Below are 26,878 nucleotides of genomic sequence, written 5' to 3'. Positions count from 1 at the left end.
CTCCAGTTTGTTTCAGTTAAAAACGTTATTTGTTGAAAGAAAATCAATGCTCTTCAGATGCCATCGAGAGATAAACAACCGTCAGAACCATGAAAATAAAAGCCTGAAGCGTAATAATCAAAATGTGGAAAATAGCCCAAGGCACATTTAACAGCCATTGTGACCACCACGGCAACAGACCGGCAATCAGGATGAAGATCAACTCACCCGCATACATATTGCCAAACAGTCGCAAGCCTAAGGAAATAGGTTTGGACAGCAGGCTGACACCTTCAAGAATCAGGTTAATAGGAATAAATACTGGATGGTTGAACGGCTGCATGGTCAGTTCTTTAACAAAACCACCGAGACCCTTCATTTTGATGCTGTAGAACAGAACCAGGATAAACACCCCAAGCGCCATCGACAGCGTAATATTAACGTCAGCTGTCGGAACCGCACGCAGATACGCATGCGCCGGATCGTATCCCAGCAGACTATAGATACCTGCCCAGGCTTGCGGCAACAGATCGATAGGCAGCAAGTCCATCAGGTTCATCAGGAAAACCCAGACGAAAATGGTCAGCGCCAAAGGAGCAATCAGTTTGCTTTTGCCATGGAACATATCGCGCACGGTACCATCAACGAAACCGATAATCAGTTCGACGGCCGTTTGCAGCTTACCTGGCACACCGCTGGTGGCGCGCTTAGTGACACGGTGAAAGATAACCAGAAAGAGGATCCCAAGAGCGATGGAGAAAAACATCGAATCGACGTTGATCGACCAAAAACCCGTCCCTACCTGCAAATGGTGCAAGTGGTGACTGATATACTCTTGCGGAGTAGAGATTTCTCCAGCAGCCATGATGTCCCTTACCCTTTTGTTGTTAACTACGGTAACGATTAATTACGGCCGGTGCCACGATCTGCATAACCAGCACCGATAAATAAGTCAGGCCAAGCGGAAAAAATGCCGCTTTAAATACGCCCAACGCCACCACTAGCAGTGCAATGGTGATAAATACCTTAAGCGCTTCACCAATCGCGAATGACCAGGCCACACGCCCATCAGCAGGCTTATGCGACTGATGACGCAAGGCGAAGAGCACAAACAAAACATTCGGCAACCAGGCTGCCAATCCCCCACCTAATGCAGAAGCGGCAGCATTGACGCTATTGAGGCTGAAAGCAGCACTCAACAAAGCAAAAGTCACTAACTGTAACAACAGCAGCCTGAAGGCCACTTTTCCGCTGTAAAGGGATACAGGCATGACGTTTGCTCTCTCCGTACCTTTTCAGAGGTATACCGAATGACGTATAAAACTGCCTTTACACCACTGAGTCAAGCAGCAAAAAACTAGCAAATTATACGGGTCATACCTGCGAATTCAATCGATAAGTAGCGAAAAGGTGAACAATTATTTAAATTTCTTTCTGAAGCCCCGTTTTTGCTAACAATCATCCTTGTTCATACCTAGTGTAATTAATTTCTAAAGCCCCCCAATCTGTGATGTGACTCACATAAAAGGCTTTGCGACTATTTATAACAGAACGTGTTTTTTTTTGTCTTTAGCAAAATAAGCTATTTATTTTATTTAACTTCAATAAGTTACAAAAAAAACCATTCCAAAAATGCAACAAACAACGTTTCAACGACCTATTGACATTATTGATATCGTTTTTTTACTCAATTAACACAAAAATAACTAAATTTTGATACTGATGATTTATTTTCGCTCGTTATTATTCAGCACGAAAGTAAAAGAGCCGCGCTGAAAAAACCAAGATGTAAAATTTCAGTGATCGCAATGCGTTCTGGAGCGATGCCCTTCGTAAACGAGATGGCTGGCTGATACGCAATATTTAGTTATAATTTTTTTGATAAAAGACAAAATTAGTTTGGTTTAAGCACGACCAAATGGCGTTCACCTTCCAGATCAGGAACAGATAAACGGACAACCTGATCTAATGAGACACCTTGTGGCAAAGATGACAATTCATCCTCTGGAAGTACGCCTTTTAGGGCATAAAATCGCCCTGCAGGTCTGGCTGGAAGATGATTGCACCAGCTAATCATGTCATGCAGAGAGGCAAATGCACGACTGATTACACCATCAAAAGGCGGCTCCGCTGGAAATTCTTCAACGCGACTTTGCACCGGAGTGATGTTTTCAAGCTGCAGTTCATGCTGAACCTGACGCAGGAAACGTACACGCTTACCCAGACTATCCAGCAAGGTAAAATGCGAATCAGGGCGAACAATCGCCAATGGAATCCCCGGTAATCCAGGCCCCGTTCCCACATCGATAAAACGCTGACCGTGTAAATGCGGTTCAACCACGATACTGTCCATGATATGGCGGACAAGCATTTGCTGCGGGTCGCGAACAGACGTCAGGTTATAAGCCTTGTTCCACTTATTCAGCATGTCAACATACTGTATCAGAAGATTTTTTTGCTTATCTGAAATCACAATACCAGCCGCATTGAGCAGATTATCGAGTGTGTTGCGCACTATAAGATCCCGATGAAAAATATAAGGTTAATAATAAAAATAGCCGGATAACCGGCTATTTAGGGGATAAGTTTACCTTAAATCAGGCGCTGCGGCGCAGCAGACCCTGTTTTTTAAGCCAGATTAGCAAAATGGAGATTGCCGCAGGCGTTATGCCGGAAATACGCGATGCCTGACCGATAGACGAAGGTTTGTGATCGTTCAGTTTGGCAATAACCTCGTTGGACAACCCGTTAACCTGCTTGTAATCCAGATCGGCAGGCAGCAACGTATTTTCATTACGCAACTGTTTCTCGATTTCATCCTGTTGACGAGCAATATACCCTTCGTATTTGACCTGAATTTCAACCTGCTCGGCAGCCTGCTCGTCGGTTAATCCCGGAGCGAACAGCGGTAGCGCAGTAAGTTGTACGTAATCCACTTCCGGACGACGCAGCAGTTCTTCACCGTTCGCTTCACGGGACAACGGTGTTTTCAGCAGTGAGTTAACTTGATCTAACAGCTCAGACTGCGGGTGAATGTGAATATCGCGCAGGCGCTGACGCTCTTTTTCAATACTCTCAAGTTTCTCGTTGAAACGTGCCCAGCGATGATCGTCGACCATCCCTAGTTCGCGACCGATTTCAGTCAAACGCAGATCGGCGTTATCTTCGCGCAGCATCAGACGATATTCGGCACGCGACGTAAACATACGGTAGGGTTCTTTCGTCCCCAGCGTACAGAGATCGTCAACCAGCACGCCGAGATAGGCCTGATCGCGACGCGGTGACCAGCCTTCCTTATCGGCGGCCAATCGAGCCGCATTCAGCCCTGCCAGCATGCCCTGTGCAGCGGCTTCTTCATACCCTGTGGTACCGTTGATTTGTCCAGCGAAGAACAAACCATGAACAAATTTGTTTTCCAGCGTTGGCTTCAGATCGCGCGGATCGAAGAAATCGTACTCAATGGCATAGCCAGGGCGGACAATGCGTGCATTTTCCATTCCCGTCATTGAACGAACAATCTGCCACTGAACGTCAAACGGCAAACTGGTTGAGATCCCGTTAGGATAAATTTCATTGCTGGTCAGTCCTTCTGGCTCAAGAAAGATCTGATGTGTGTTTCGATCGGCGAAACGCATGACTTTGTCTTCGATCGAGGGGCAATAACGCGGGCCGATCCCTTCGATGATCCCGGCATACATCGGGCTACGATCCAGATTATTACGGATCACGTCATGGGTTTTCTCGTTAGTGTGCGTGATGTAGCACGGCATTTGTGCCGGATGCTGGCTCGCATTCCCCAGGAACGAGAAAACTGGCATTGGGTTGTCACCGTGCTGTTGAGCCAGCACGCTAAAATCGATCGTTCTGGCGTCAATACGCGGCGGAGTACCGGTCTTCAGGCGGTTAACGCGCAGAGGTAGTTCACGAAGGCGACGCGCCAGCGGAATAGAAGGCGGATCGCCTGCACGCCCACCGCTGTAGTTATCCAGGCCAATGTGAATCTTGCCGTCGAGGAAAGTGCCTACCGTTAATACAACGGCTTTTGCACGAAACTTTAGTCCCATCTGAGTAACGGCGCCGACGACACGATCGTTTTCTACAATCAGATCGTCAACTGCTTGCTGGAAGATCGTCAGGTTTGGCTGATTCTCCAGAGCAGTGCGAATTGCCTGACGATAGAGTACACGATCTGCTTGTGCGCGAGTGGCTCTGACCGCTGGGCCTTTACTGCTGTTTAGTATCCTAAACTGTATCCCTGCCTGGTCGACAGCACGCGCCATCAACCCTCCCATGGCATCGATCTCTTTAACCAGATGACCTTTTCCAATACCGCCAATCGCCGGGTTACAAGACATTTGTCCTAGCGTATCGATATTGTGTGTGAGTAAAAGCGTCTGTTGGCCCATTCGGGCAGAAGCCATCGCAGCTTCTGTTCCGGCATGACCGCCACCGATCACGATGACGTCAAATGGATCTGGATAAAACATGGTACTGCTCCTCGCATTATTGCGAATGATAAGTGGCGAACGATCGTTATTTGCCCTGGGGTGGGGGATTCTACTCAACTTTGAGCCAACGACCAAGTCCGTTGGATCCTCGTTAATTAAAGAAAGATCTTTTTATTTAAAGATCTCTTTATTAGATCTCTTATTAGGATCGTCGTGTTGTGTGGATAAGTGATTATTCATATTAAAGATCAAGAGAATGGCGTTGATCCTTACCTGTGAATGATCGGTGATCCTAGCCAGTATAAGCTGGGATCTTAATGTGGGTTTATACACAGGACAAAAAACGCACTCGGGTTGTTATTGGGATAACTACGGCTTTTACACCAGAATTAAGCATAGTTATCCACATTCAACTGCCGAATATTTAACCTTACTTGAGTAAATTAACCCACGATCCTAGCCATTCTTCAGCCGGATCTTCAGGAACCTGATGCTGAGTGATGTCGATCTCGAGGACTTCACCGATCCGTTTAGCCCCTAATTGGGTTAGCACACGATCCGCTGTTTGGATCGCGCCACAGAATGTGTCGTACTCTTTACTACCGATCCCCACCGCACCGAAACTCACCTGAGAAAGATCGGGCTTTTGCTGTTCCAACTGCTCAAACAGCGCTTTCAGGTTATCAGGAAATTCTCCTGCACCGTGGGTGGATGTCACCAACAGCCATACACCGCTTTCAGGCAATGCATCGAGCTCAGGACCGTGCAGAAGCTCAGTGGAAAAATCATCCTTCTCCAGCAGTTCAGCCAAATGCTCTGCGACGTATTCGGCGCTGCCAAGGGTACTGCCACTGATCAAGGTAATGTCTGCCATAGCGATCCCATCCGATAAAAGACGGGACATTGTACGCTGTGATCTGGCTGGGATCTACCTGTGGATAATATGGGTATAGGAAAAAAGTGTTACGGCGCGATCGTCCGCATAATGGGGTTTTGCAGGGAGATGAGCGTTTCGGTGGACTGAATTTCATCAATTGTTTGGATCTTGTTGATAAGTACGTGTTGCAACGCCTCGATCGAACGACACATGACCTTAATAAAGATACTGTAATGCCCAGTGGTGTAGTAAGCCTCAACCACTTCTTCCAGATTGTTTAGCTTCTCCAGCGCCGAAGGATAATCTTTGGCGCTTTTTAGAATGATGCCGATAAAGCAGCACACGTCATAGCCCAGCTGTTTTGGATTCACGTCCAGACGCGTACCGACAATGATGCCTGCCTGTTTCATTTTTTCCACTCGAACGTGGATTGTTCCTGGACTGACGGAAAACTGTTTTGCCAGTTCGGCATAAGGGGTGCGTGCATTTTCCATTAAGGCGGAAAGAATGCCGCGATCGAGATTATCGATCTGATAAATTTCTGCCACTTTGAGCCTCCTATTTTAGCGAATAATGATTTTATACCGCTATAAAATGACGGATTAAAAGCACAAGAGCAATTTATCCATAAGATTATTGAATGGCTAGCGCTTTTTATTGCTTAATGAATAACTAAATACGATGAATAAGAGACGCGGCAATGAAAAAGCAGTACATCGAAAAACAGCAGCAAATCAGCTTCGTTAAATCTTTCTTCTCCAGCCAGCTGGAGCAACTTCTGGGATTGATTGAAGTCCAGGCACCGATTCTTAGCCGTATCGGTGATGGTACGCAGGATAACTTGTCCGGTACGGAAAAAGCGGTACAGGTTAAGGTTAAAGCGCTGCCAGATGCCACATTTGAAGTCGTGCACTCACTGGCTAAATGGAAACGTAAGACGCTGGGCGCGTACGATTTTAGCAGCGGTGAAGGTATTTATACCCATATGAAAGCATTGCGCCCGGACGAAGATCGTCTGAGCCCGATCCACTCGGTTTATGTCGATCAGTGGGACTGGGAACGCGTGATGGGAGACGGCGAGCGTCATGCGGAGTACCTGAAATCGACGGTTACGCGTATTTATCAGGGAATCAAAGCGACAGAGGCTGCGGTACATCAGGCATTTGGCATTCAGCCTTTCCTGCCGGAACAGATTCATTTTGTGCATACCGAAACGCTGCTGAAGCGCTATCCCGAACTGGATGCTAAAGGGCGTGAGCGAGCGATTGCCAAAGAATTGGGTGCCGTTTTCCTGATTGGGATTGGCGGTAAGCTGTCCAGCGGGCAATCTCACGATGTGCGCGCACCGGATTATGATGACTGGACGACGCCAGGTGAGCAGGAACTGGCGGGTCTGAACGGCGATATCGTCGTATGGAACCCGGTACTGAACGATGCGTTTGAGATTTCATCCATGGGTATCCGCGTGGATGCTGAAGCGTTAACACGCCAGCTGGCGCTGACGCAGGATGAAGAACGTCTGAAGCTGGAATGGCATCAGGCGCTGCTGCGCGGTGAGATGCCGCAAACGATCGGTGGGGGAATCGGTCAGTCTCGCCTGGTCATGCTGTTGCTGCAATTGTCGCACATTGGCCAGGTTCAGTGCGGCGTGTGGCCACAGCCGCTGCGTGAGTCGGTTTCCGGCCTGCTTTAGTACGCTTTGCCGTGCTGCCAGCGGCGCATTAAGCGGCTTTTTAACCCGGTATCAAAGCGCCAGATATGGTCAAAGATGTGCATGATGCCGGGTTTGCCATGATCGGACATCGCTACAGCATGGAAACGATGCTGTAGCTGCGTCTGGCGACTTTTCACCTTATTTACCACCTCATCCGGCAATCGTTGGGCGATAAAATCTGAAATCACCACGGCGTCGGCATCATGCCAAAGCGCGTCATCCATTTTATCTAGCAGCGCTGACAGGCAGGCACTCATATCCGTGCCGCCGCGGAAGGACTGGCTGAGAAAACGTATTGCCTGCTCTAATCCATCCGCAGACGTGAGCTCATATTTCACCACGCCGGTAGAAAACAGCATGATATAGCAGCGGCGGTTATCGGCGAGCGCGATGCGCATCAGCGCCAGACAGAAGGCTTTGGCACAACGTTCATTAAAGCCGCCCATCGAGCCTGACGTATCGACGCAGACGATAAACGGGCCGCGCGGCTGCTGTTCATTTTGCTGATGAACCACTGGGCGTTCCGTGATTTTTTCTCTCCAGCTCTCACCTTGTAAGCGATACGTCAGCAGCCGATGTTCCAGAAGACGACGATAAAATTCGTATTCCAGCTCGCTGATGCCCAGCGTGACCAGCTCTGTCGGCATCAAGCGCAAAATATCGTCGCTCTGATGCACACCGCTCACTTGCTCAGGTACGGTGGCTGGTTCCCGTACGCTTACCCGGAAAGCTTCTTTCGGGGCTTCCTGTGTGAGGATCGATTTGGTTTCCCGGCTGCGTCCCAGACGTTCCGCCAGTTTTTGCAATGCGGGTTGGCGCTGTAGGAAGGCGCCAAAATCCAATAACGGGCGGGGATCGGTTTGAATACGCTGTGCGGCGCTGAGATCCCAGAGTCGCCCGGCCGCATTTTCATTTTCGGCCAAAATCGGTTCGAGCTTGCCGCTGAGCGTCAGGCGTTGTTGCAGCTCATCCAACAGGATTTCCCGTTCTTGTTCCATTAACTGCTGATGCAGTGAAACGGTTTGCAGTGTGAGGCTCAACCGCCAGCGTTGAAGAAAGAGTGCGTGGAGCCCACTCGTTACCTTCTGTCCTAAGGTTCTCTCAGGGGCAGTGATAAGCTGTGAGGCCTGCGTCAGAAACGGTGACTCCACGTTGCTCAGCGTATCCATAATCGCAGGCAGGCGTGTCTGAAAGGCCTGATTGTCGATCGATTGTGAACGTTGGTAGCAGCTAAATTCTTTTTCCAAATCTGGCGGTACCTGAGTGGTACGTAAGCGCTGCTTTAAGGTTTCTTTCCAGTGAGGAAGATCATTGAGTAACGCTGACTTCAGGCTGGGGTACTTTTCAAAGAAGAAAGCGAGCTGAGGCGTCGCCAGCAGCGTGACGACAAGATCGTCCAGCAGCTCGTTTTCATCGATAGACAGCAGCATTTCCAGTGATTCCAGCGTGATCATCGGCGTTAATCCTGTTGCTCTGATTGCTGGATTTGCTCGGCAACCTGCTGCAGGCTGGCCTCTATTTTGGCCAACCACTCGCTCGGAACGAACAGGCAAGGCTGATGCTGGCTGAATAAGCGGCGTTGTTCACGCAGCTGCATGTTCAGTTTTTCATATTCATCGGTAATTTCGGCAGGAAGCGCAATGTCGCGCTTTTCCGGCAGAGAAAGAATAGAGGATTGCAGGCTAATATCGCGAATGGCCAGATGCTGGCGATCGTCCACCAGCAGATCGAGGCGCTGGGTAAAACCAATACCGTTGAGCTTACCCCGGATTTCCCCGCCTTTTTGTAGCCAGCCTTGCAGGGCATTCTTGTCAATGATCAGGTGGTTAACTTCAATATCGTGCAGGATCAACGGGCGTTGCAGCACCAGTTCCAATGTTTCAGCGTCGATGGTGTCAGGTAAGGCATAATGGAATTTCCGGCCGAGGAAATGCCCTTGTTTCTCTACCGAAAAGGCCTGTAATTCGCTTTGCTCACGCTGGTATTGCTGGCGTTTGGTATTTACCTGCTGCAAACGGAACAACAGGCTTTTTTGCTGGTAGGCGTGTTCGGTAATCAGCAGTTCAAGCTGGTGTTCGATAAGCGTCAAGGTGCTTTGGTCATGCCAGAGACAGTCTTTCAGCAGAATGATATCAACCGGCGTAATGGCATCCCGGCCGCAGAAAAATGCGCTGGCCTGAAGCAGACGAAGGGCTTTTTTCCAGCGTCGATCGGAAATGTAAGGGGCCTGCTCCAGCGCATCGAGCTGTTGGCGCAGTGTGTAAATCAGCTCGAAGCCGGCTTCCGGCAATGCGATGTGTTCAATGTCCTTCTGCCACTGTTGGTACTCTTCATCGCTGACGCTGAGAGCGGGCGGAACCGGGTTATCGCGTTCGCTGCTGTTGTTCACTAGTAGCGCTCGGAAATTCTGTTTTTCCTGGACACGATCGAGCCACAGGCGGATAAGCATGCGGTCGTAAAGCGCTTCCAAACCGCCATCCGCTTCTGGTAACTCATTCGAGGCTGCGACCAGCAGGCGCATTGGGATGGTATCTTCGCTGTTGCCGTTACGGAAACGTCGCTCGTTAATGGCCGTCAGCAGGGTGTTCAAAATGGCGGGACCCGCTTTCCAGATTTCATCCAGAAACACGATTTCGGCTTCTGGCAGGTAGCCAGCGGTGAGGCGCTGATAGCGGCCTTCATCTTTTAACGCCTGAATGGAAAGGGGACCGAATACTTCTTCCGGGGTGGAAAAGCGGGTCATCAGGTACTCAAACGCATTCGCATGACGAAACGCGAATTTAAGACGCCGGGCGATCATACTTTTAGCTATACCTGGCGGCCCCAGCAGAAAAACACTTTCCCCGCTTAGCGCTGCCAGCAGACAGAGGCGAATGGCGTGTTGTCTTTCGTAGAGTCCGTGTTCTAGCGCATGGCTGAGACGAGAAATTCTTTCAGCCAATGCCGCAGTTTGACGCATAATTAATCCGTTAGTCCCATGATGTGATGTATTGAAATCGTTTATGTCTCAACCCGATTACTTCGCGGAAAGCGGTCTCTCAGAAAAACCCTACTTTCAGAAAGACAATAGTAATAATAAACGGCAGATCACAGATTTTTATTAGAATACTTTTACGGATTATTACACCCTAACGGGGTGAGTAAGCAATAAACCACTTTTTACAGGATGTTTCGTGTACAGGTGGATCGCACAATAAAAATGGGTTTTTAGCCTGATTTGTGCATACTGTGCGCTCTTGGACGAGTTGCTGTGAATGACGCGCTTCGCGGACTGATTAATAACAGAAGATAGGTTTATGAGCTCAGAACATAAACGTTCGCTTCCGGCTGTCACGCTGGCGGCCATCGGGGTGGTTTATGGAGATATAGGAACCAGCCCTCTTTATACGTTAAGGGAATGTTTATCAGGGCAGTTTGGTTTTGGGGTCGAGCCTGATTCGGTCTTTGGTTTTCTTTCACTGATCTTTTGGCTGTTGGTTCTCGTTGTTTCGCTGAAATACCTGACGTATGTGATGCGTGCTGACAACGCTGGCGAAGGTGGGATTCTCACCCTTATGTCGCTAGCCGGGCGCAATACTTCCGATCGCATGACGTCCGTGCTGGTCATCATGGGGTTGATTGGCGGCAGCTTCTTCTATGGGGAAGTGGTCATTACGCCAGCCATCTCGGTGATGTCGGCGATGGAAGGGCTGGAAATTGCCGCGCCGTCGATGGACAGCTATATCGTCCCGCTATCTATTGTCGTTCTGACATTACTCTTTATCATTCAAAAACACGGTACAGGCAGTGTTGGTAAGCTGTTTGCGCCTGTGATGCTGATTTGGTTTTTAACGCTCGGCGTGCTGGGGGCGCGAAGTATTATCGCTAACCCTGAAGTCTTGCAGGCGTTGAACCCGATGTACGCCGTTCGCTTCTTTATCGAATATAAAGCGGTATCGTTCTTCGCGCTGGGAGCGGTGGTGCTGGCGATTACCGGGGTTGAGGCGCTGTATGCCGATATGGGGCACTTCGGTAAATTCCCGATTCGTCTGGCCTGGTTTACGGTGGTGCTGCCGTCGCTGGTGTTAAATTACTTCGGACAGGGCGCGCTGCTGTTGAAGAACCCGGAGGCGATCAAGAACCCCTTCTTCCTGCTGGCGCCAGATTGGGCGCTGATTCCACTGATGATATTGGCGACGCTGGCGACAATCATTGCTTCGCAGGCGGTGATTTCCGGTGTTTTCTCCCTGACGCGTCAGGCGGTGCGGCTGGGCTATTTGCCGCCGATGCGTATCGTACACACGTCAGATATGGAATCCGGTCAGATTTATATTCCTGCCATTAACTGGATGCTGTATATCGCAGTCGTCATCGTGATTGTCAGCTTTGAGCATTCGAGCAATCTGGCTGCGGCTTACGGGATTGCGGTAACGGGCACGATGGTGATTACCAGTATTCTGTTCTGTACGGTGGCGGTGAAGAACTGGCTCTGGAACCGCTATCTGGCGTGGGTATTGCTGGCGGGGTTACTGGTTATTGATGTACCGATGTTTTTGGCGAACGTGGTCAAAATTCTGTCCGGCGGCTGGTTGCCGCTAGCGCTGGGCATGGTGATGTTTATTATCATGACGACGTGGAAAAGCGAGCGCTTCAGGCTGCTGCGTCGGTTGCATGAACACGGTAACTCGCTGGATGCCATGATTGCGTCGCTGGAGAAATCGCCGCCGACACGTGTACCGGGAACTGCCGTCTATTTCTCGCGTGCGACTCGCGTGATCCCGTTTGCGCTGCTGCATAACCTTAAACACAATAAAATCCTGCACGAGCGTGTGGTGCTGTTGACCATGCGAACGGAGGATGCGCCTTATGTGCTGAACGCTCGCCGCGTGACGGTTGAACAGCTTTCGCCGACGTTCTGGCGCGTGATTGCTAACTATGGCTGGCGTGAAACGCCGGATGTGGAAGAGGTCTTTCAGCGCTGTTGGCAAGATGGGTTAACCTGCCAAATGATGGAAACGTCTTTCTTTATGTCCAATGAATCGCTGATTATCGGCGAACGCCCGTGGTATCTGCGCCTGCGCGGTAAGCTATTCATGATGCTCAGCCGCAATGCGCTGCGAGCGGCGGATCAGTTTGAAATACCGCCGAACAGGCTGATTGAGCTGGGGATACAGGTCGAGATTTAAGTGAACCAAATAGATGATCTTATGTTGGGATAAGATCGAGATATACGGTCGACCACGAGGCGAGGCATCCCTGCGGGAACCTCATCCTCGTGTTTCCCTAATAACAGACACCGAGTTGCTGCTAGTACGTTAACTATTTTACCAATTCACTGACACGATCAGCCCCCCTTCGGGCTGGTTGGTGAATGTCACCCGCATCTGGTGCAGTTTGGCGATGTTATTCACGATGGAAATCCCTAGACCGCTGCCGGATTTCTCCTGCCCCGGTGGGCGATAAAAGCGCTCGCCGATTCTTGCCAGCGCTTCATTGCTGATGCCCGGCCCGTTGTCGGCGACCTTAAAGCTATTTTCTGTCAGCGTCAGACTTACTGTCCCCCCTGCATTGCTGTAGCGAATGGCGTTATCCAACAGATTGCGCACCAGCAAAGTCAACAGCAACGGATGACCCTGCCGAATAACCGGGGTGTCCGGTAAATCCAGCGTCAGTTCGATACCTGCTGTTTGTGCTGTGTGGTAATGCGCGATCACCGCCTGTTGCAGTAAATCATTGAACTGAATGGGTTGCATCCCCTCGGGGGACGATTCGGCATCCAGCCGCGACAGCGTCAGGAGCTGATCCACCAGCCGCGTGGCGCGATCGATACCTTTGTCCAGATTGAGTAGAGCATGGTGCCTCATAGCTTCATCGTCACGTGCCAACTGGGCGACTTCGGTTTGAACTTTCAACGCCGCCAGCGGGCTACGCAATTCGTGAGCCGCATCGGAGGTAAAACGGCGCTCACGAACCAGCATGTCGCTGATGCGGGAAAACAGATGGTTTAATGCGTTAATCAGCGGGCGAACTTCTTGCGGGATGTTCTGCGTTGCCAGCGGGGTGCTGTCATCGGGGGAACGCTGCTGAAGCTCGGCGGTAATGCGTTTTAGCGGTGAGAGTTCACGCGTCACCAGCCAGAACAGCAGTGCTAACATGATCGGTAGTGCAAATAGCCAGGGCATCAGGTTGGTTTTTACAATATCCAGTGTCATATCCTGACGGTATTCCCATTCCTGACCCACAGCAATCACGTAACGATTGTCCGCCGTCGTCAGCCAGACGATGCGCCATGCGTCGTTATCGTCGCGTAATTTGCCGTCGATGAAGCCGTTGCGCGTATAGTCAAAAATGAAATCTTTGCCGTTATCACCATCGTTCAACACCATTTTCCCATCGCGGGTAAAAATAGCGAAGGCCAGCGCATCATCGTCCTGCTTGCCGCGGTTCTTATGTACCAGACTCTTGGTTTTGGGCAGGGACACTGGCTGGATTCGCAATTCATCAGGATTCATGGTGGCCAGACGTTTGGCGAACAGCATTTGCTGGGTATCAAATAGCTCATTGATATTATGGCGTGTTTGATACCACGAAAGCAGGCTGGCTACGCACCAGCAGATCAAGGTCAGCAGCGTAAAACCGGTAATCAGACGTAGGCGCAGGCTGAGTCGGTTCATGGTGCGTCTCCCAGAATATAGCCAACGCCATGCACGGTGCGGATAAACCCGCTGCCCAGCTTTTTGCGCAGATGGTGGATGTGTACTTCTACTGCATTGCTGGAGACATCATCGTCCCAGCCGTAGAGCTTTTCTTCCAACTGCGCGCGCGTGAGCACGCGGTTCGGGTTGAGCAAAAACAGCTCCAGCAACGCCAGTTCGCGGGATTTTAGTATCAACGGTTCATTGTTTAGCGTGACGCTTCGTGAACCCGGCTCAAGGGAAACCGCACCGTGCGTTAATGCTGGTTGAAGCTGGCCGTGACGACGGCGAATCAGCGCCTGCAGACGAGCGGCAACCTCCGTTAGCGCAAAGGGCTTACATAAATAATCATCGGCACCTTGGTGCAGACCTTCAACACGCTGTTCCAGCGCATCGCGAGCGGTCAGAATCAGCACCGGTTCGTCATGCCCAGCCTGACGCCACTGGCGCAGGATATCCATCCCATCCATGCCCGGCAGGCTAAGATCGAGCACCACCGCATCATAGGGGGCTGCCTTCAAGGCAGCGGCACCGGCTTTACCTTCCGTAAACCAGTCAATATTAAAACCCAGTTTGTTAAGCCCTGCTTTCAGGCCGTCGCCAATCAGGCGATCGTCTTCAATTAACAATATTCTCATGGCTGCCTCGCAAGGAATGTGTCGCTGTCGCGTTTGCGCCTTTTCCGGTTTTATACGAAATCGGGGGGCGACGTGTACAGGACAAATCGCTGAAAGCGGGCGATTTCGGCAATATAAAAAAATAAAAATGCAGAAGCTGATTCCTTAAGATTCTGTTAAGAACGGTTTGTTTTAATCCTTCCCGAAGACCGATTACTCCCGCAGGTTGACTGCGAAATAGTTGACTGTGAAACGACAGGCAAAATAAGGAAGGTAAAATATGAAAAAAGCAGCTGCGTTACTCGCCATTACCGCTCTGGTTTCTGCACCGGTATTTGCCGCGCAAAGCGGCGGTGGTTTCGTCAATCCTGAAACGCCAGCGGTTGGTACACATAAAGGGGGATTTGTTGATCCCCAGAATTCCCTCACCACGGTAGATAAGGCTAAAGATCTGCGTGACGATAGTTGGGTTACGCTGAGCGGCAATATTGAAAAACGGATCGGTGATGAGAACTATCTGTTCCGCGATGCGACGGGCACGATGGAAGTCGAGATTGATCACAAGCGCTGGAATGGCCAGATGATTTCACCCACCGATAAAGTGGAAATTCAGGGGGAACTGGATAAAGACTTCAATTCCGTCGAACTGGATGTGAAGCAGATTCGTAAACTCTAAATCGTTATCCTCTATTCCCTATTGGCGGGCCGGTGCCCGCCATTTCTCTATTTATCAGTCAGCTATACCCGTCATACTTCAAGTTGCATGTGCGTTGGCTGCGTTCACTCACCCGAATCACTTACCTGTGTAAGCTCATCGGGATTCCTTCCCTTGCCGCCTTCCTGAAACTCGAATTATTTAGGGCATATAACGGCCTCTTGTTATCTTTGTTTTTTTGTTAGCGAAACGTTTCGATAACGATCACATTTTTTTTATCTCTTCGTTGCCTTTCTCTCTTCTTTTTCTAGAATGTTATTAGCGAAACGTTTCGCTGGTGGGGTGAGAAGATGAAAAAAGCAGCATTATTGAATTCAGATATTTCTTCCGTGGTTTCTCGACTGGGGCATACCGATAGCCTGGTTATTGGTGATGCGGGTTTGCCGATTCCTGAAACGACGACGCGTATCGATCTGGCTTTGACACATAACGTGCCGACGTTTTTGCAGGTAGTGAGTGTTGTCACCAGTGAAATGCAGGTCGAGGCCGCTATTCTGGCGGAAGAGATTATTGAAAAAAACCCCGCAGTCCATGACGCATTACTCGATCAATTGAAGCAACTTGAACAACACCAGGGAAACTCAATTGCATTGCACTATGTCAGCCATGAAGAATTTAAAACCCAAAGCGGCAAAAGCCGGGCCATCATTCGCAGCGGAGAGTGCTCTCCGTACGCCAATGTCATCCTTTGTGCTGGCGTAACGTTCTGAGGCATCCATGCAACCTTTACTGCAACTGCAAGGCATCACGAAATCTTTTCCCGGCGTTAAGGCGCTGTCCGGTGCGGCGCTCAACGTCTATCCGGGAAAAGTGATGGCGCTGGTGGGCGAGAACGGTGCGGGCAAGTCCACCATGATGAAAGTCCTGACCGGGATCTACCGTAAAGATGCCGGCAGCATCCATTTTCTGGGGCAGGAGGTGGATTTCAACGGGCCGAAAGCGTCTCAGGAAGCTGGTATCGGTATCATCCATCAGGAACTTAACCTGATTCCCCAGCTTACGATTGCCGAGAATATTTTTCTCGGGCGTGAGTTTACCAACCGTTTTGGCCGCCTCGACTGGAATAAGATGTATGCGGAAGCCGACAAGCTGCTGAAGCGCCTTAATCTGCGCTACGACAGCCGTCGTATGGTCGGGGATTTATCGATTGGCGATCAGCAAATGGTGGAAATTGCCAAGGTGCTGAGCTTTGAATCGAAAGTCATCATCATGGATGAGCCTACCGATGCTCTGACGGATACCGAAACCGCTTCGCTATTCAGCGTGATCAAAGAGCTGCAATCTCAAGGATGCGGCATTGTCTATATTTCCCACCGTCTGAAAGAAATCTTTGAAATCTGCGATGACATTACCGTTTTCCGCGATGGTCAGTTTATCGGCGAGCGCCCGGTCAGTGACCTACAGGAAGATACGCTGATTGAAATGATGGTGGGCCGCAAGCTGGAAGATCAGTACCCACGTTCGAGTAAAGCGCCAGGAGAGGTTCGCCTTAAGGTGCAAAACCTGTCCGGGCCGGGCGTCGACAGCGTCAGCTTTACAGTGCGGAAAGGCGAAATTCTGGGCGTCGCTGGGCTGATGGGCGCGGGTCGTACCGAACTGATGAAGATTCTTTACGGCGCACTGCCGCGCACTGGCGGCAATGTGACGCTTGATGGCCGTGATGTGGTGACCCGGAAACCGCAGGATGGTTTAGCGAACGGCATCGTTTATATATCGGAAGACCGTAAGCGTGATGGCCTGGTGTTGGGCATGTCGGTAAAGGAAAACATGTCGTTAACCGCACTGCGCTATTTCAGCCATGCGGGCGGTCGTCTGAAACATGCCGAAGAGCAATTAACGGTTGCCGACTTTATTCGCCTGTTCAACGTTAAAACGCCGTCAATGGAGCAGCCTATCGGCCTGCTTTCCGGTGGTAATCAGCAAAAAGTGGCGATTGCCCGCGGCCTGATGACGCGTCCGAATGTCCTGATCCTCGATGAACCGACGCGTGGTGTCGATGTCGGGGCGAAGAAAGAAATTTATCAGTTAATCAATCAATTCAAAGAAGAAGGGCTGAGTATCATATTGGTGTCATCCGAAATGCCCGAAGTCTTGGGAATGAGCGATCGCATCATTGTGATGCACGAGGGGCGCTTGAGCGGTGATTTCGCGATTGAGCAAGCAACCCAGGAAGTACTGATGGCTGCGGCCGTTGGTAAGCAATACGGCGCAAAGCAGGAGTAAGTCAGACATGAGTTCTCAATCTATCGCGGCAAAACGCTGGTTCAGCAAAGAGTGGTTACTGGAGCAGAAATCGCTGATCGCGCTCCTGATCCTTATTGCGATTGTTTCCGCCATGAGCCCTAACTTTTTCACCCTGAACAACCTGTTCAATATTCTTCAGCAGACGTCAGTGAACGCCATTATGGCCGTCGGCATGACGTTGGTGATTCTGACCTCGGGCATCGATTTGTCAGTGGGGTCGCTGCTGGCGCTGACCGGTGCGGTAGCGGCTTCTATCGTCGGGCTTGAGGTCAATGCGCTGGTGGCTGTATTTGGCGCGCTGGCGCTGGGGGCGCTGATTGGTGCGGGCACTGGCGTCATTGTTTCGAAAGGTAAAGTGCAGGCATTTATTGCCACGCTGGTCATGATGCTGTTACTGCGCGGTGTGACGATGGTTTATACCAACGGCAGCCCGATTAATACCGGCTTTTCCGATGTGGCGGATGCTTTTGGCTGGTTCGGCATCGGCCGTCCGCTGGGGATTCCGACGCCAATCTGGATCATGGCTATCGTGTTCGCAGCGGCCTGGTACATGCTGCACCATACGCGTCTGGGACGCTATATCTATGCGCTGGGCGGCAATGAATCTGCTACCCGTTTGTCCGGTATCAGCGTTGATAAAATCAAGATTATTGTCTATTCCCTGTGTGGGCTGCTGTCTGCTCTGGCGGGAATTATCGAAGTTGCACGTTTGTCCTCTGCACAACCTACGGCGGGGACAGGCTATGAACTGGATGCCATCGCGGCGGTGGTATTGGGCGGCACCAGTCTGGCTGGAGGAAAAGGGCGTATCGTTGGCACGCTGATCGGCGCACTTATCCTTGGTTTCCTCAACAACGGACTGAATTTATTAGGTGTTTCTTCTTACTACCAAATGATCGTTAAAGCAGTCGTCATTTTGCTGGCGGTTCTGGTAGATAACAAAAGCAGTAAATAACCTTCATTCACACAGGAATTGAGTTATGAATATGAAAAAGCTGGCTACTCTGGTTTCCGCTGTTGCGCTGAGCGCGACTGTCAGTGCTAATGCCTTGGCCAAAGATACGGTTGCTCTGGTGGTTTCTACGCTGAATAACCCGTTCTTTGTTTCAATGAAAGAGGGTGCGCAGAAAGAAGCTGACAAACTGGGTTACGAGCTGATCGTGCTGGATTCCCAGAATAACCCAGCGAAAGAACTGGCTAACGTTCAGGATTTGACGGTACGTGGAACTAAAGTTCTGCTGATCAACCCGACCGATTCTGACGCGGTCGGTAATGCGATTAAAATGGCAAACCAGGCCAAGATCCCTGTTATTACGCTGGACCGCGTTGCCAGCAGTGGCGAAGTGGTGAGCCACGTTGCTTCTGATAACGCCTTCGGTGGTAAAGTGGCTGGTGACTTCATCGCCAAGAAACTGGGTGAAGGCGCGAAAGTGATTCAACTGGAAGGGATTGCCGGAACGTCTGCCGCGCGTGAGCGTGGTGCGGGCTTCATGAAATCTGCTGAGAAAAATAAATTCGCTATGCTGGCCAGCCAACCGGCCGACTTCGATCGTACTAAAGGGCTGAACGTGATGCAGAACCTGCTGACCGCGCACCCTGACGTTCAGGCGGTATTTGCTCAGAACGATGAAATGGCGTTGGGCGCACTGCGTGCGCTGCAAACTGCAGGCAAGACTGATGTGCTGGTCGTCGGTTTTGACGGTACGCAGGATGGCGTGAAGGCTGTTGAATCAGGCAAGCTGGCGGCAACGGTTGCTCAGCGTCCCGATCAGATCGGTGTGATCGGCATCGAGACGGCGGCGAAAGTGCTGAAAGGCGAAAAAACGCAGGCCATCATTCCGGTTGACCTGAAGCTGGTAGCTAAATAAGTAGAAATATACCCTAAATAATTCGAGTTGCATGAAGGCGGTAACCGCACGAATCCCCAGGAGCTTACACCAGTAAGTGACTGGGGTGAGTAAGGGCAACCAACGCACAAGCAACTTGAAGTATGACGTGTATAAAGCAGGGCTCGCGCCACCCGTTTGTGGTGGCGCATTATTAACGTAGTAGCGGGATTCGACATAATGAAAATGGGTAAGCTGGTGGTGCTGGGCAGTATTAATGCTGACCATATTCTCAATCTTGAGCAATTTCCCCGCCCGGGTGAAACGGTGATCGGTGAGCAATATAGCGTTGCTTTCGGTGGGAAAGGTGCCAATCAGGCCGTTGCCGCTGGCCGAAGCGGTGCAGACATTGCCTTCATTGCCTGCGTCGGAGACGATGATATTGGTGCCCGTATTTGCCAGCAGCTATCCAAAGACAATATTGATGTTTCCTCCGTTGAGGCTATCTCCGGGGAAACGACCGGCGTTGCGTTGATTTTTGTTAACGCTGACGCTGAGAACATGATCGCGATTAACGCAGGCGCGAATGCGGCCGTGACGCCTGATTATCTCCGTCGTCATCAGCAGCACATCATTGATGCCTCGGCGTTGCTTATGCAGCTTGAGTCGCCGCTGGAAACGGTCATCGCGGCAGCCAAACTGGCGCATGAACACCAGACGAAAGTGATTCTTAATCCCGCCCCTGCGCGTGAACTGCCTGATGAATTGTTGTCGCTGATCGATATGATCACGCCGAATGAAACAGAAGCGCAGTTCCTGACGGGAATTACCGTCGAGACGGAAGACGATGCAGCTCGCGCAGCACAGGTTCTTCACGATAAAGGCATTGAAACGGTTCTCATCACATTGGGTAGCCGTGGCGTATGGTTAAGTGAAAACGGCCAGGGGCAGCGTATACCGGGATATCGTGTAAAAGCCGTGGATACTATCGCTGCCGGAGACACGTTTAATGGCGCGCTTGTTACCGCGTTGCTGGAAAATAAACCGATGTCCTCCGCCGTAAAATTTGCCCATGCAGCAGCGGCGATAGCGGTTACTCGCCGGGGTGCTCAGCCTTCTGTCCCGTGGCGTGAAGAGATCGACGAATTTTTGCAAACTCAGGGGTGATCTTTGGCCACCATGAAAGATGTCGCCCGTCTTGCGGGCGTTTCTACTTCTACTGTATCCCACGTTATTAATAACAATCGCTTTGTCAGCGATACCATTCGCGAAAAAGTGATGAAGGCCGTTGAGGATCTCAACTATGCGCCGTCGGCGCTGGCCAGAAGTCTGAAGATAAACCAGACCCGCACCATCGGCATGTTGCTCACAGCCAGTAATAACCCGTTTTATGCCGAAGTGGTACGTGGCGTTGAGCGTTGTTGCTATGAGCGGGGCTATAGCCTGATTCTGTGTAACACCGAAGGCGATCGCGACAGAATGAGCCATAGCCTTGAAACGCTGCTGCAAAAGCGGGTCGACGGCGTACTGCTGATGTGTACTGAAAGCCATCGCCCTTTGCCCGAAATGATGAGCCGCTATCCTTCTATTCCTATGGTCATGATGGATTGGGCCCCCTTTGAAGGCGTCATGGACGTCATTAAAGATAACTCTCTGCTCGGTGGAGAGATCGCAACGAATTACCTCATCTCGCGTGGTTATAAGAAGATAGCCTGTATTGCGGGTCCGAAAGATAAGACGACAGCTTATAACCGACTGGAAGGCTATCGGCAGGCAATGCAGCTCGCCGGGCTCTCTGTTCCCGTGGACTATGAAATTTTTGGTGATTTTGAATTTGAAGCAGGTTATCGCGCTATGCAGCAGTTGTTAGCGCTGGAAGATAAACCTGAAGCGGTGTTCACCAGTAATGATGCGATGGCCGTCGGCGTTTATCATGCACTTTATCAGGCTGGGCTTTCGATCCCTCAGGACATGGCAGTTGTGGGTTACGATGACATTGAACTGGCTCGCTATATGTCCCCACCTCTTACTACGGTTCATCAACCGAAGGATGAACTTGGTGAACTGGCGATTGATACACTCTTGTATCGCCTGGAACATCCTAATACTGAACCGAATGTGTTGGTGCTGACGCCGGAATTAATGGTACGTCAGTCTGTACGGTGAAGTTTTAGCTAAGAAAACGCTGAAAAATTCCGCATAACGGCGTCTTTTACTGCGCTTTGCTGAAAAAATCCTCACTCGAAAATTATTTTGCATTTAGCGCTTGTCAGGCGGTGAGAAGTCCCTATAATGCGCCTCCACTGACACGGCAACAGCGACTTACGAAGTTGGTGTGACAGAAAAAGATTCAACGAAGGCGGTCAGTAATGACTTGACTTCACAGCGGAAAAGCATAATATATGCGGCCCGCGCCACGGAAGATGTGGTACTGCTCTTTAACAATTTAATCAGACAATCTGTGTGGGCACTCACAAGACCGTATCTTAACGATATGAAAAGTCTTGAAGAGTGAACAACAGTAAATTCATTACGAATAAACAGTTTTAATTCTTTGAGCATCGCTGACGAGTTCAGCAAATCAAACAAATCTTAAATTGAAGAGTTTGATCATGGCTCAGATTGAACGCTGGCGGCAGGCCTAACACATGCAAGTCGAGCGGTAGCACAGAAGAGCTTGCTCTTCGGGTGACGAGCGGCGGACGGGTGAGTAATGTCTGGGAAACTGCCTGATGGAGGGGGATAACTACTGGAAACGGTAGCTAATACCGCATAACGTCTTCGGACCAAAGAGGGGGACCTTCGGGCCTCTTGCCATCAGATGTGCCCAGATGGGATTAGCTAGTAGGTGAGGTAATGGCTCACCTAGGCGACGATCCCTAGCTGGTCTGAGAGGATGACCAGCCACACTGGAACTGAGACACGGTCCAGACTCCTACGGGAGGCAGCAGTGGGGAATATTGCACAATGGGCGCAAGCCTGATGCAGCCATGCCGCGTGTGTGAAGAAGGCCTTCGGGTTGTAAAGCACTTTCAGCGGGGAGGAAGGCGGTGAGATTAATACTCTCACCGATTGACGTTACCCGCAGAAGAAGCACCGGCTAACTCCGTGCCAGCAGCCGCGGTAATACGGAGGGTGCAAGCGTTAATCGGAATGACTGGGCGTAAAGCGCACGCAGGCGGTTTGTTAAGTCAGATGTGAAATCCCCGAGCTTAACTTGGGAACTGCATTTGAAACTGGCAAGCTAGAGTCTTGTAGAGGGGGGTAGAATTCCAGGTGTAGCGGTGAAATGCGTAGAGATCTGGAGGAATACCGGTGGCGAAGGCGGCCCCCTGGACAAAGACTGACGCTCAGGTGCGAAAGCGTGGGGAGCAAACAGGATTAGATACCCTGGTAGTCCACGCTGTAAACGATGTCGATTTGGAGGTTGTGCCCTTGAGGCGTGGCTTCCGGAGCTAACGCGTTAAATCGACCGCCTGGGGAGTACGGCCGCAAGGTTAAAACTCAAATGAATTGACGGGGGCCCGCACAAGCGGTGGAGCATGTGGTTTAATTCGATGCAACGCGAAGAACCTTACCTACTCTTGACATCCACAGAATTCGGTAGAGATACCTTAGTGCCTTCGGGAACTGTGAGACAGGTGCTGCATGGCTGTCGTCAGCTCGTGTTGTGAAATGTTGGGTTAAGTCCCGCAACGAGCGCAACCCTTATCCTTTGTTGCCAGCGGTTCGGCCGGGAACTCAAAGGAGACTGCCAGTGATAAACTGGAGGAAGGTGGGGATGACGTCAAGTCATCATGGCCCTTACGAGTAGGGCTACACACGTGCTACAATGGCGTATACAAAGAGAAGCGACCTCGCGAGAGCAAGCGGACCTCATAAAGTACGTCGTAGTCCGGATTGGAGTCTGCAACTCGACTCCATGAAGTCGGAATCGCTAGTAATCGTAGATCAGAATGCTACGGTGAATACGTTCCCGGGCCTTGTACACACCGCCCGTCACACCATGGGAGTGGGTTGCAAAAGAAGTAGGTAGCTTAACCTTCGGGAGGGCGCTTACCACTTTGTGATTCATGACTGGGGTGAAGTCGTAACAAGGTAACCGTAGGGGAACCTGCGGTTGGATCACCTCCTTACCAAGAAGATGTGCGTTGAGTGAAGTGCTCACACAGATTGTCTGATGAAAATAATGAGCAAAAGCGTCAACAAAGTACGGTGTCGTGTCCCCTTCGTCTAGAGGCCTAGGACACCGCCCTTTCACGGCGGTAACAGGGGTTCGAATCCCCTAGGGGACGCCAGCGCATCCGACCATTCCGGTGAAAGCGGGGGTCTTCAGTAAGTCAACCACTTACCTCATATCTTAAAACTGATTAGTAATAGTCAGGGTTTAAGATATTGCTCTTTAACAATCTGGAACAAGCTGAAAATTGAAACATGACAGCTGAACGTGCGTTGATACCTTCGGGTGTCGATGACGATGCAGTCTGTCAATGAGTCTCTCAAATAATCGCAGCGCGACAGTGACTTTGATTTATCAAAGACACCTTCGGGTTGTGAGGTTAAGCGACTAAGCGTACACGGTGGATGCCTAGGCAGTCAGAGGCGATGAAGGGCGTGCTAATCTGCGATAAGCGTCGGTAAGCTGATATGAAGCGTTATACCCGACGATACCCGAATGGGGAAACCCAGTGTGTTTCGACACACTATCATTATGTGAATCCATAGCGTAATGAGGCGAACCGGGGGAACTGAAACATCTCAGTACCCCGAGGAAAAGAAATCAACCGAGATTCCCCCAGTAGCGGCGAGCGAACGGGGAAGAGCCCAGAACCTGAATCAGTTTGTGTGTTAGTGGAAGCGTCTGGAAAGTCGCACAGTAAAGGGTGATAGTCCCGTACACAAAAATGCACAGGCTGTGAGTTCGATGAGTAGGGCGGGACACGTGACATCCTGTCTGAATATGGGGGGACCATCCTCCAAGGCTAAATACTCCTGACTGACCGATAGTGAACCAGTACCGTGAGGGAAAGGCGAAAAGAACCCCGGCGAGGGGAGTGAAATAGAACCTGAAACCGTGTACGTACAAGCAGTGGGAGCATCCTTCGGGGTGTGACTGCGTACCTTTTGTATAATGGGTCAGCGACTTATATTCTGTAGCAAGGTTAACCGAATAGGGGAGCCGCAGGGAAACCGAGTCTTAACTGGGCGTTAAGTTGCAGGGTATAGACCCGAAACCCGGTGATCTAGCCATGGGCAGGTTGAAGGTTGGGTAACACTAACTGGAGGACCGAACCGACTAATGTTGAAAAATTAGCGGATGACTTGTGGCTGGGGGTGAAAGGCCAATCAAACCGGGAGATAGCTGGTTCTCCCCGAAAGCTATTTAGGTAGCGCCTCGTGAATTCATCTTCGGGGGTAGAGCACTGTTTCGGCTAGGGGGTCATCCCGACTTACCAACCCGATGCAAACTACGAATACCGAAGAATGTTATCACGGGAGACACACGGCGGGTGCTAACGTTCGTCGTGAAGAGGGAAACAACCCAGACCGCCAGCTAAGGTCCCAAAGTCATGGTTAAGTGGGAAACGATGTGGGAAGGCATAGACAGCCAGGATGTTGGCTTAGAAGCAGCCATCATTTAAAGAAAGCGTAATAGCTCACTGGTCGAGTCGGCCTGCGCGGAAGATGTAACGGGGCTAAACCATGCACCGAAGCTGCGGCAGCGACACTTAGTGTTGTTGGGTAGGGGAGCGTTCTGTAAGCCTGCGAAGGTGGCCTGTGAGGGTTGCTGGAGGTATCAGAAGTGCGAATGCTGACATAAGTAACGATAATGCGGGTGAAAAACCCGCACGCCGGAAGACCAAGGGTTCCTGTCCAACGTTAATCGGGGCAGGGTGAGTCGACCCCTAAGGCGAGGCTGAAAAGCGTAGTCGATGGGAAACAGGTTAATATTCCTGTACTGGGTGTTACTGCGAAGGGGGGACGGAGAAAGCTAGGTTATCCGGGCGACGGTTGTCCCGGTTTAAGCGTGAAGGTGGGTGACTTTGGTAAATCCGGGTCATCGTTAACACTGAGGCGTGATGACGAGTCACTACGGTGATGAAGTAACTGATGCTACGCTTCCAGGAAAAGCCTCTAAGCTCCAGGTAACACCGAATCGTACCCCAAACCGACACAGGTGGTCAGGTAGAGAATACTCAGGCGCTTGAGAGAACTCGGGTGAAGGAACTAGGCAAAATGGTGCCGTAACTTCGGGAGAAGGCACGCTGATGGTAAGTGAAGTGACTTGCTCATGGAGCTGAAATCAGTCGAAGATACCAGCTGGCTGCAACTGTTTAATAAAAACACAGCACTGTGCAAACACGAAAGTGGACGTATACGGTGTGACGCCTGCCCGGTGCCGGAAGGTTAATTGATGGGGTCAGCCGCAAGGCGAAGCTCTTGATCGAAGCCCCGGTAAACGGCGGCCGTAACTATAACGGTCCTAAGGTAGCGAAATTCCTTGTCGGGTAAGTTCCGACCTGCACGAATGGCGTAATGATGGCCAGGCTGTCTCCACCCGAGACTCAGTGAAATTGAACTCGCTGTGAAGATGCAGTGTACCCGCGGCAAGACGGAAAGACCCCGTGAACCTTTACTATAGCTTGACACTGAACCTTGAGCCTTGATGTGTAGGATAGGTGGGAGGCTTTGAAGTGTGGACGCCAGTCTGCATGGAGCCAACCTTGAAATACCACCCTTTAATGTTTGATGTTCTAACGTAGACCCGTAATCCGGGTTGCGGACAGTGTCTGGTGGGTAGTTTGACTGGGGCGGTCTCCTCCCAAAGCGTAACGGAGGAGCACGAAGGTTAGCTAATCCTGGTCGGACATCAGGAGGTTAGTGCAAAGGCATAAGCTAGCTTGACTGCGAGAGTGACAGCTCGAGCAGGTGCGAAAGCAGGTCTTAGTGATCCGGTGGTTCTGAATGGAAGGGCCATCGCTCAACGGATAAAAGGTACTCCGGGGATAACAGGCTGATACCGCCCAAGAGTTCATATCGACGGCGGTGTTTGGCACCTCGATGTCGGCTCATCACATCCTGGGGCTGAAGTAGGTCCCAAGGGTATGGCTGTTCGCCATTTAAAGTGGTACGCGAGCTGGGTTTAGAACGTCGTGAGACAGTTCGGTCCCTATCTGCCGTGGGCGTTGGAAGATTGAGAGGGGTTGCTCCTAGTACGAGAGGACCGGAGTGAACGCACCACTGGTGTACGGGTTGTGATGCCAATTGCATTGCCCGGTAGCTAAGTGCGGAAGAGATAACCGCTGAAAGCATCTAAGCGGGAAACTTGCCTCGAGATGAGTCTTCCCTGGACACTAGATGTCCCTGAAGGGCCGTTGAAGACGACGACGTAGATAGGCTGGGTGTGTAAGCGTAGCGATACGTTGAGCTAACCAGTACTAATGACCCGAGAGGCTTAACCTTACAACACCGAAGGTGTTTTGTGAGATGACTCATAGAGAACGATATTCAGCTTGTTCGAAGATTGGTTCTGGTGGTTACGGAGATGACAAAGAAATAAGGTCATGTTAAGTAACGGTCGGAATGAAACAGAATTTGCCTGGCGGCGATAGCGCGGTGGTCCCACCTGACCCCATGCCGAACTCAGAAGTGAAACGCCGTAGCGCCGATGGTAGTGTGGGGTTTCCCCATGTGAGAGTAGGGAACTGCCAGGCATCAAACAAGTGGAAAGCCCCTGTCGGAAGACAGGGGCTTTTTGCTGTGTGCGTTGCGGAGAGTATTTC

General features: G+C 50.8%; 19 protein-coding genes, 1 tRNA gene and 3 rRNA genes. 13 read left to right on the top strand and 10 right to left on the bottom strand.

The window, feature by feature from the left end; all coding sequences use genetic code 11:
* Positions 1-43 precede the first annotated feature (43 nt).
* The 6 genes from atpB to asnC form a co-directional block, all read right to left on the bottom strand.
* Positions 44-844 carry a F0F1 ATP synthase subunit A gene (gene atpB, locus I2D83_RS22040; protein WP_205947305.1) on the bottom strand — a complete coding sequence of 267 codons (801 nt, stop codon included), beginning with the start codon at positions 842-844 and terminating at the stop codon, positions 44-46.
* 22 nt (positions 845-866) lie between these two features.
* Positions 867-1,250 (bottom strand): F0F1 ATP synthase subunit I, encoded by a 384-nt coding sequence (atpI, locus tag I2D83_RS22035; protein ID WP_180779458.1) that lies wholly within the window; start codon positions 1,248-1,250, stop codon positions 867-869.
* A gap of 623 nt (positions 1,251-1,873) precedes the next feature.
* The gene (gene rsmG, locus I2D83_RS22030) at positions 1,874-2,494 is read right to left on the bottom strand and encodes a 16S rRNA (guanine(527)-N(7))-methyltransferase RsmG (protein WP_180779459.1); all 621 of its coding nucleotides are present in this window, start codon (positions 2,492-2,494) and stop codon (positions 1,874-1,876) included.
* A gap of 82 nt (positions 2,495-2,576) precedes the next feature.
* Positions 2,577-4,466 (bottom strand): tRNA uridine-5-carboxymethylaminomethyl(34) synthesis enzyme MnmG, encoded by a 1,890-nt coding sequence (mnmG, locus tag I2D83_RS22025; RefSeq protein ID WP_015842326.1) that lies wholly within the window; start codon positions 4,464-4,466, stop codon positions 2,577-2,579.
* Between the two features lie 391 nt (positions 4,467-4,857).
* Positions 4,858-5,301: an FMN-binding protein MioC gene (gene mioC / locus I2D83_RS22020; RefSeq protein WP_181830426.1), complete on the bottom strand. Its 444-nt coding sequence runs from the start codon at positions 5,299-5,301 to the stop codon at positions 4,858-4,860.
* 89 nt (positions 5,302-5,390) lie between these two features.
* Positions 5,391-5,798, bottom strand: a complete 408-nt coding sequence (gene asnC / locus I2D83_RS22015) for a transcriptional regulator AsnC (protein ID WP_226373290.1) — start codon at positions 5,796-5,798, stop codon at positions 5,391-5,393.
* 206 nt (positions 5,799-6,004) lie between these two features.
* Between asnC and asnA the strand changes: the two genes are divergently transcribed.
* Positions 6,005-6,997, top strand: a complete 993-nt coding sequence (asnA, locus tag I2D83_RS22010) for an aspartate--ammonia ligase (RefSeq protein ID WP_015842324.1) — start codon at positions 6,005-6,007, stop codon at positions 6,995-6,997.
* Here asnA and viaA read toward each other — a convergent pair.
* Both viaA and ravA read right to left on the bottom strand, forming a co-directional pair.
* Positions 6,994-8,472: an ATPase RavA stimulator ViaA gene (viaA, locus tag I2D83_RS22005; RefSeq protein WP_015842323.1), complete on the bottom strand. Its 1,479-nt coding sequence runs from the start codon at positions 8,470-8,472 to the stop codon at positions 6,994-6,996. The genes asnA and viaA overlap by 4 nt on opposite strands.
* Positions 8,473-8,477: 5 nt before the next feature.
* Positions 8,478-9,977 carry an ATPase RavA gene (gene ravA, locus I2D83_RS22000; protein WP_181830423.1) on the bottom strand — a complete coding sequence of 500 codons (1,500 nt, stop codon included), beginning with the start codon at positions 9,975-9,977 and terminating at the stop codon, positions 8,478-8,480.
* A 337-nt stretch (positions 9,978-10,314) separates the two neighbouring features.
* Between ravA and kup the strand changes: the two genes are divergently transcribed.
* The gene (gene kup / locus I2D83_RS21995; RefSeq protein WP_015842321.1) at positions 10,315-12,183 is read left to right on the top strand and encodes a low affinity potassium transporter Kup; all 1,869 of its coding nucleotides are present in this window, start codon (positions 10,315-10,317) and stop codon (positions 12,181-12,183) included.
* Positions 12,184-12,321: 138 nt separating this feature from the next.
* Here the strand turns inward: kup and qseC are convergent, their stop codons facing one another.
* The gene (qseC, locus tag I2D83_RS21990) at positions 12,322-13,671 is read right to left on the bottom strand and encodes a quorum sensing histidine kinase QseC (RefSeq protein ID WP_205947304.1); all 1,350 of its coding nucleotides are present in this window, start codon (positions 13,669-13,671) and stop codon (positions 12,322-12,324) included.
* Complete coding sequence (gene qseB / locus I2D83_RS21985; RefSeq protein WP_181830421.1) at positions 13,668-14,330, bottom strand: quorum sensing response regulator transcription factor QseB; 663 nt, start codon at positions 14,328-14,330, stop codon at positions 13,668-13,670. Before qseB ends, qseC begins: the two co-directional genes overlap by 4 nt.
* 259 nt (positions 14,331-14,589) lie before the next feature.
* On the opposite strand from qseB, the gene I2D83_RS21980 reads away from it, so the two are divergent.
* The 11 genes from I2D83_RS21980 (at position 14,590) to rrf (ending at position 26,809) form a co-directional block, all read left to right on the top strand.
* On the top strand, positions 14,590-14,985 hold the full coding sequence (locus tag I2D83_RS21980) for a YgiW/YdeI family stress tolerance OB fold protein (RefSeq protein WP_180779464.1): 396 nt from the start codon (positions 14,590-14,592) through the stop codon (positions 14,983-14,985).
* A gap of 329 nt (positions 14,986-15,314) precedes the next feature.
* Positions 15,315-15,734: a D-ribose pyranase gene (gene rbsD / locus I2D83_RS21975; RefSeq protein ID WP_015842317.1), complete on the top strand. Its 420-nt coding sequence runs from the start codon at positions 15,315-15,317 to the stop codon at positions 15,732-15,734.
* Between the two features lie 7 nt (positions 15,735-15,741).
* Positions 15,742-17,247 (top strand): ribose ABC transporter ATP-binding protein RbsA, encoded by a 1,506-nt coding sequence (gene rbsA, locus I2D83_RS21970; protein ID WP_180779465.1) that lies wholly within the window; start codon positions 15,742-15,744, stop codon positions 17,245-17,247.
* Positions 17,248-17,254: 7 nt separating this feature from the next.
* Positions 17,255-18,223 (top strand): ribose ABC transporter permease, encoded by a 969-nt coding sequence (rbsC, locus tag I2D83_RS21965; protein ID WP_015842315.1) that lies wholly within the window; start codon positions 17,255-17,257, stop codon positions 18,221-18,223.
* 25 nt (positions 18,224-18,248) lie between these two features.
* Entirely contained in the window at positions 18,249-19,136 is an 888-nt protein-coding gene (gene rbsB / locus I2D83_RS21960) for a ribose ABC transporter substrate-binding protein RbsB (RefSeq protein WP_005976509.1), read from the top strand.
* A 198-nt stretch (positions 19,137-19,334) separates the two neighbouring features.
* The gene (rbsK, locus tag I2D83_RS21955; protein ID WP_205947303.1) at positions 19,335-20,261 is read left to right on the top strand and encodes a ribokinase; all 927 of its coding nucleotides are present in this window, start codon (positions 19,335-19,337) and stop codon (positions 20,259-20,261) included.
* A 3-nt stretch (positions 20,262-20,264) separates the two neighbouring features.
* Positions 20,265-21,260, top strand: coding sequence for a ribose operon transcriptional repressor RbsR (gene rbsR, locus I2D83_RS21950; RefSeq protein ID WP_205947302.1), 996 nt, complete (start codon positions 20,265-20,267; stop codon positions 21,258-21,260).
* Between the two features lie 428 nt (positions 21,261-21,688).
* Positions 21,689-23,230 (top strand): 16S ribosomal RNA (locus I2D83_RS21945).
* Between the two features lie 86 nt (positions 23,231-23,316).
* A tRNA-Glu gene (locus I2D83_RS21940) sits at positions 23,317-23,392 on the top strand.
* 259 nt (positions 23,393-23,651) lie between these two features.
* Positions 23,652-26,558 (top strand): 23S ribosomal RNA (locus I2D83_RS21935).
* A gap of 135 nt (positions 26,559-26,693) precedes the next feature.
* A 5S ribosomal RNA gene (rrf, locus tag I2D83_RS21930) occupies positions 26,694-26,809 on the top strand.
* The 16S, 23S and 5S rRNA genes sit together here with 1 tRNA gene alongside, the layout of an rRNA operon.
* Positions 26,810-26,878: the final 69 nt, after the last annotated feature.

The sequence above is a fragment of the Pectobacterium aroidearum genome, from assembly GCF_015689195.1.
Taxonomy (GTDB): domain Bacteria; phylum Pseudomonadota; class Gammaproteobacteria; order Enterobacterales; family Enterobacteriaceae; genus Pectobacterium; species Pectobacterium aroidearum.
Note: the sequence above shows the minus strand (reverse complement) of the source record. Positions and strands in the feature narration are given on the sequence as shown.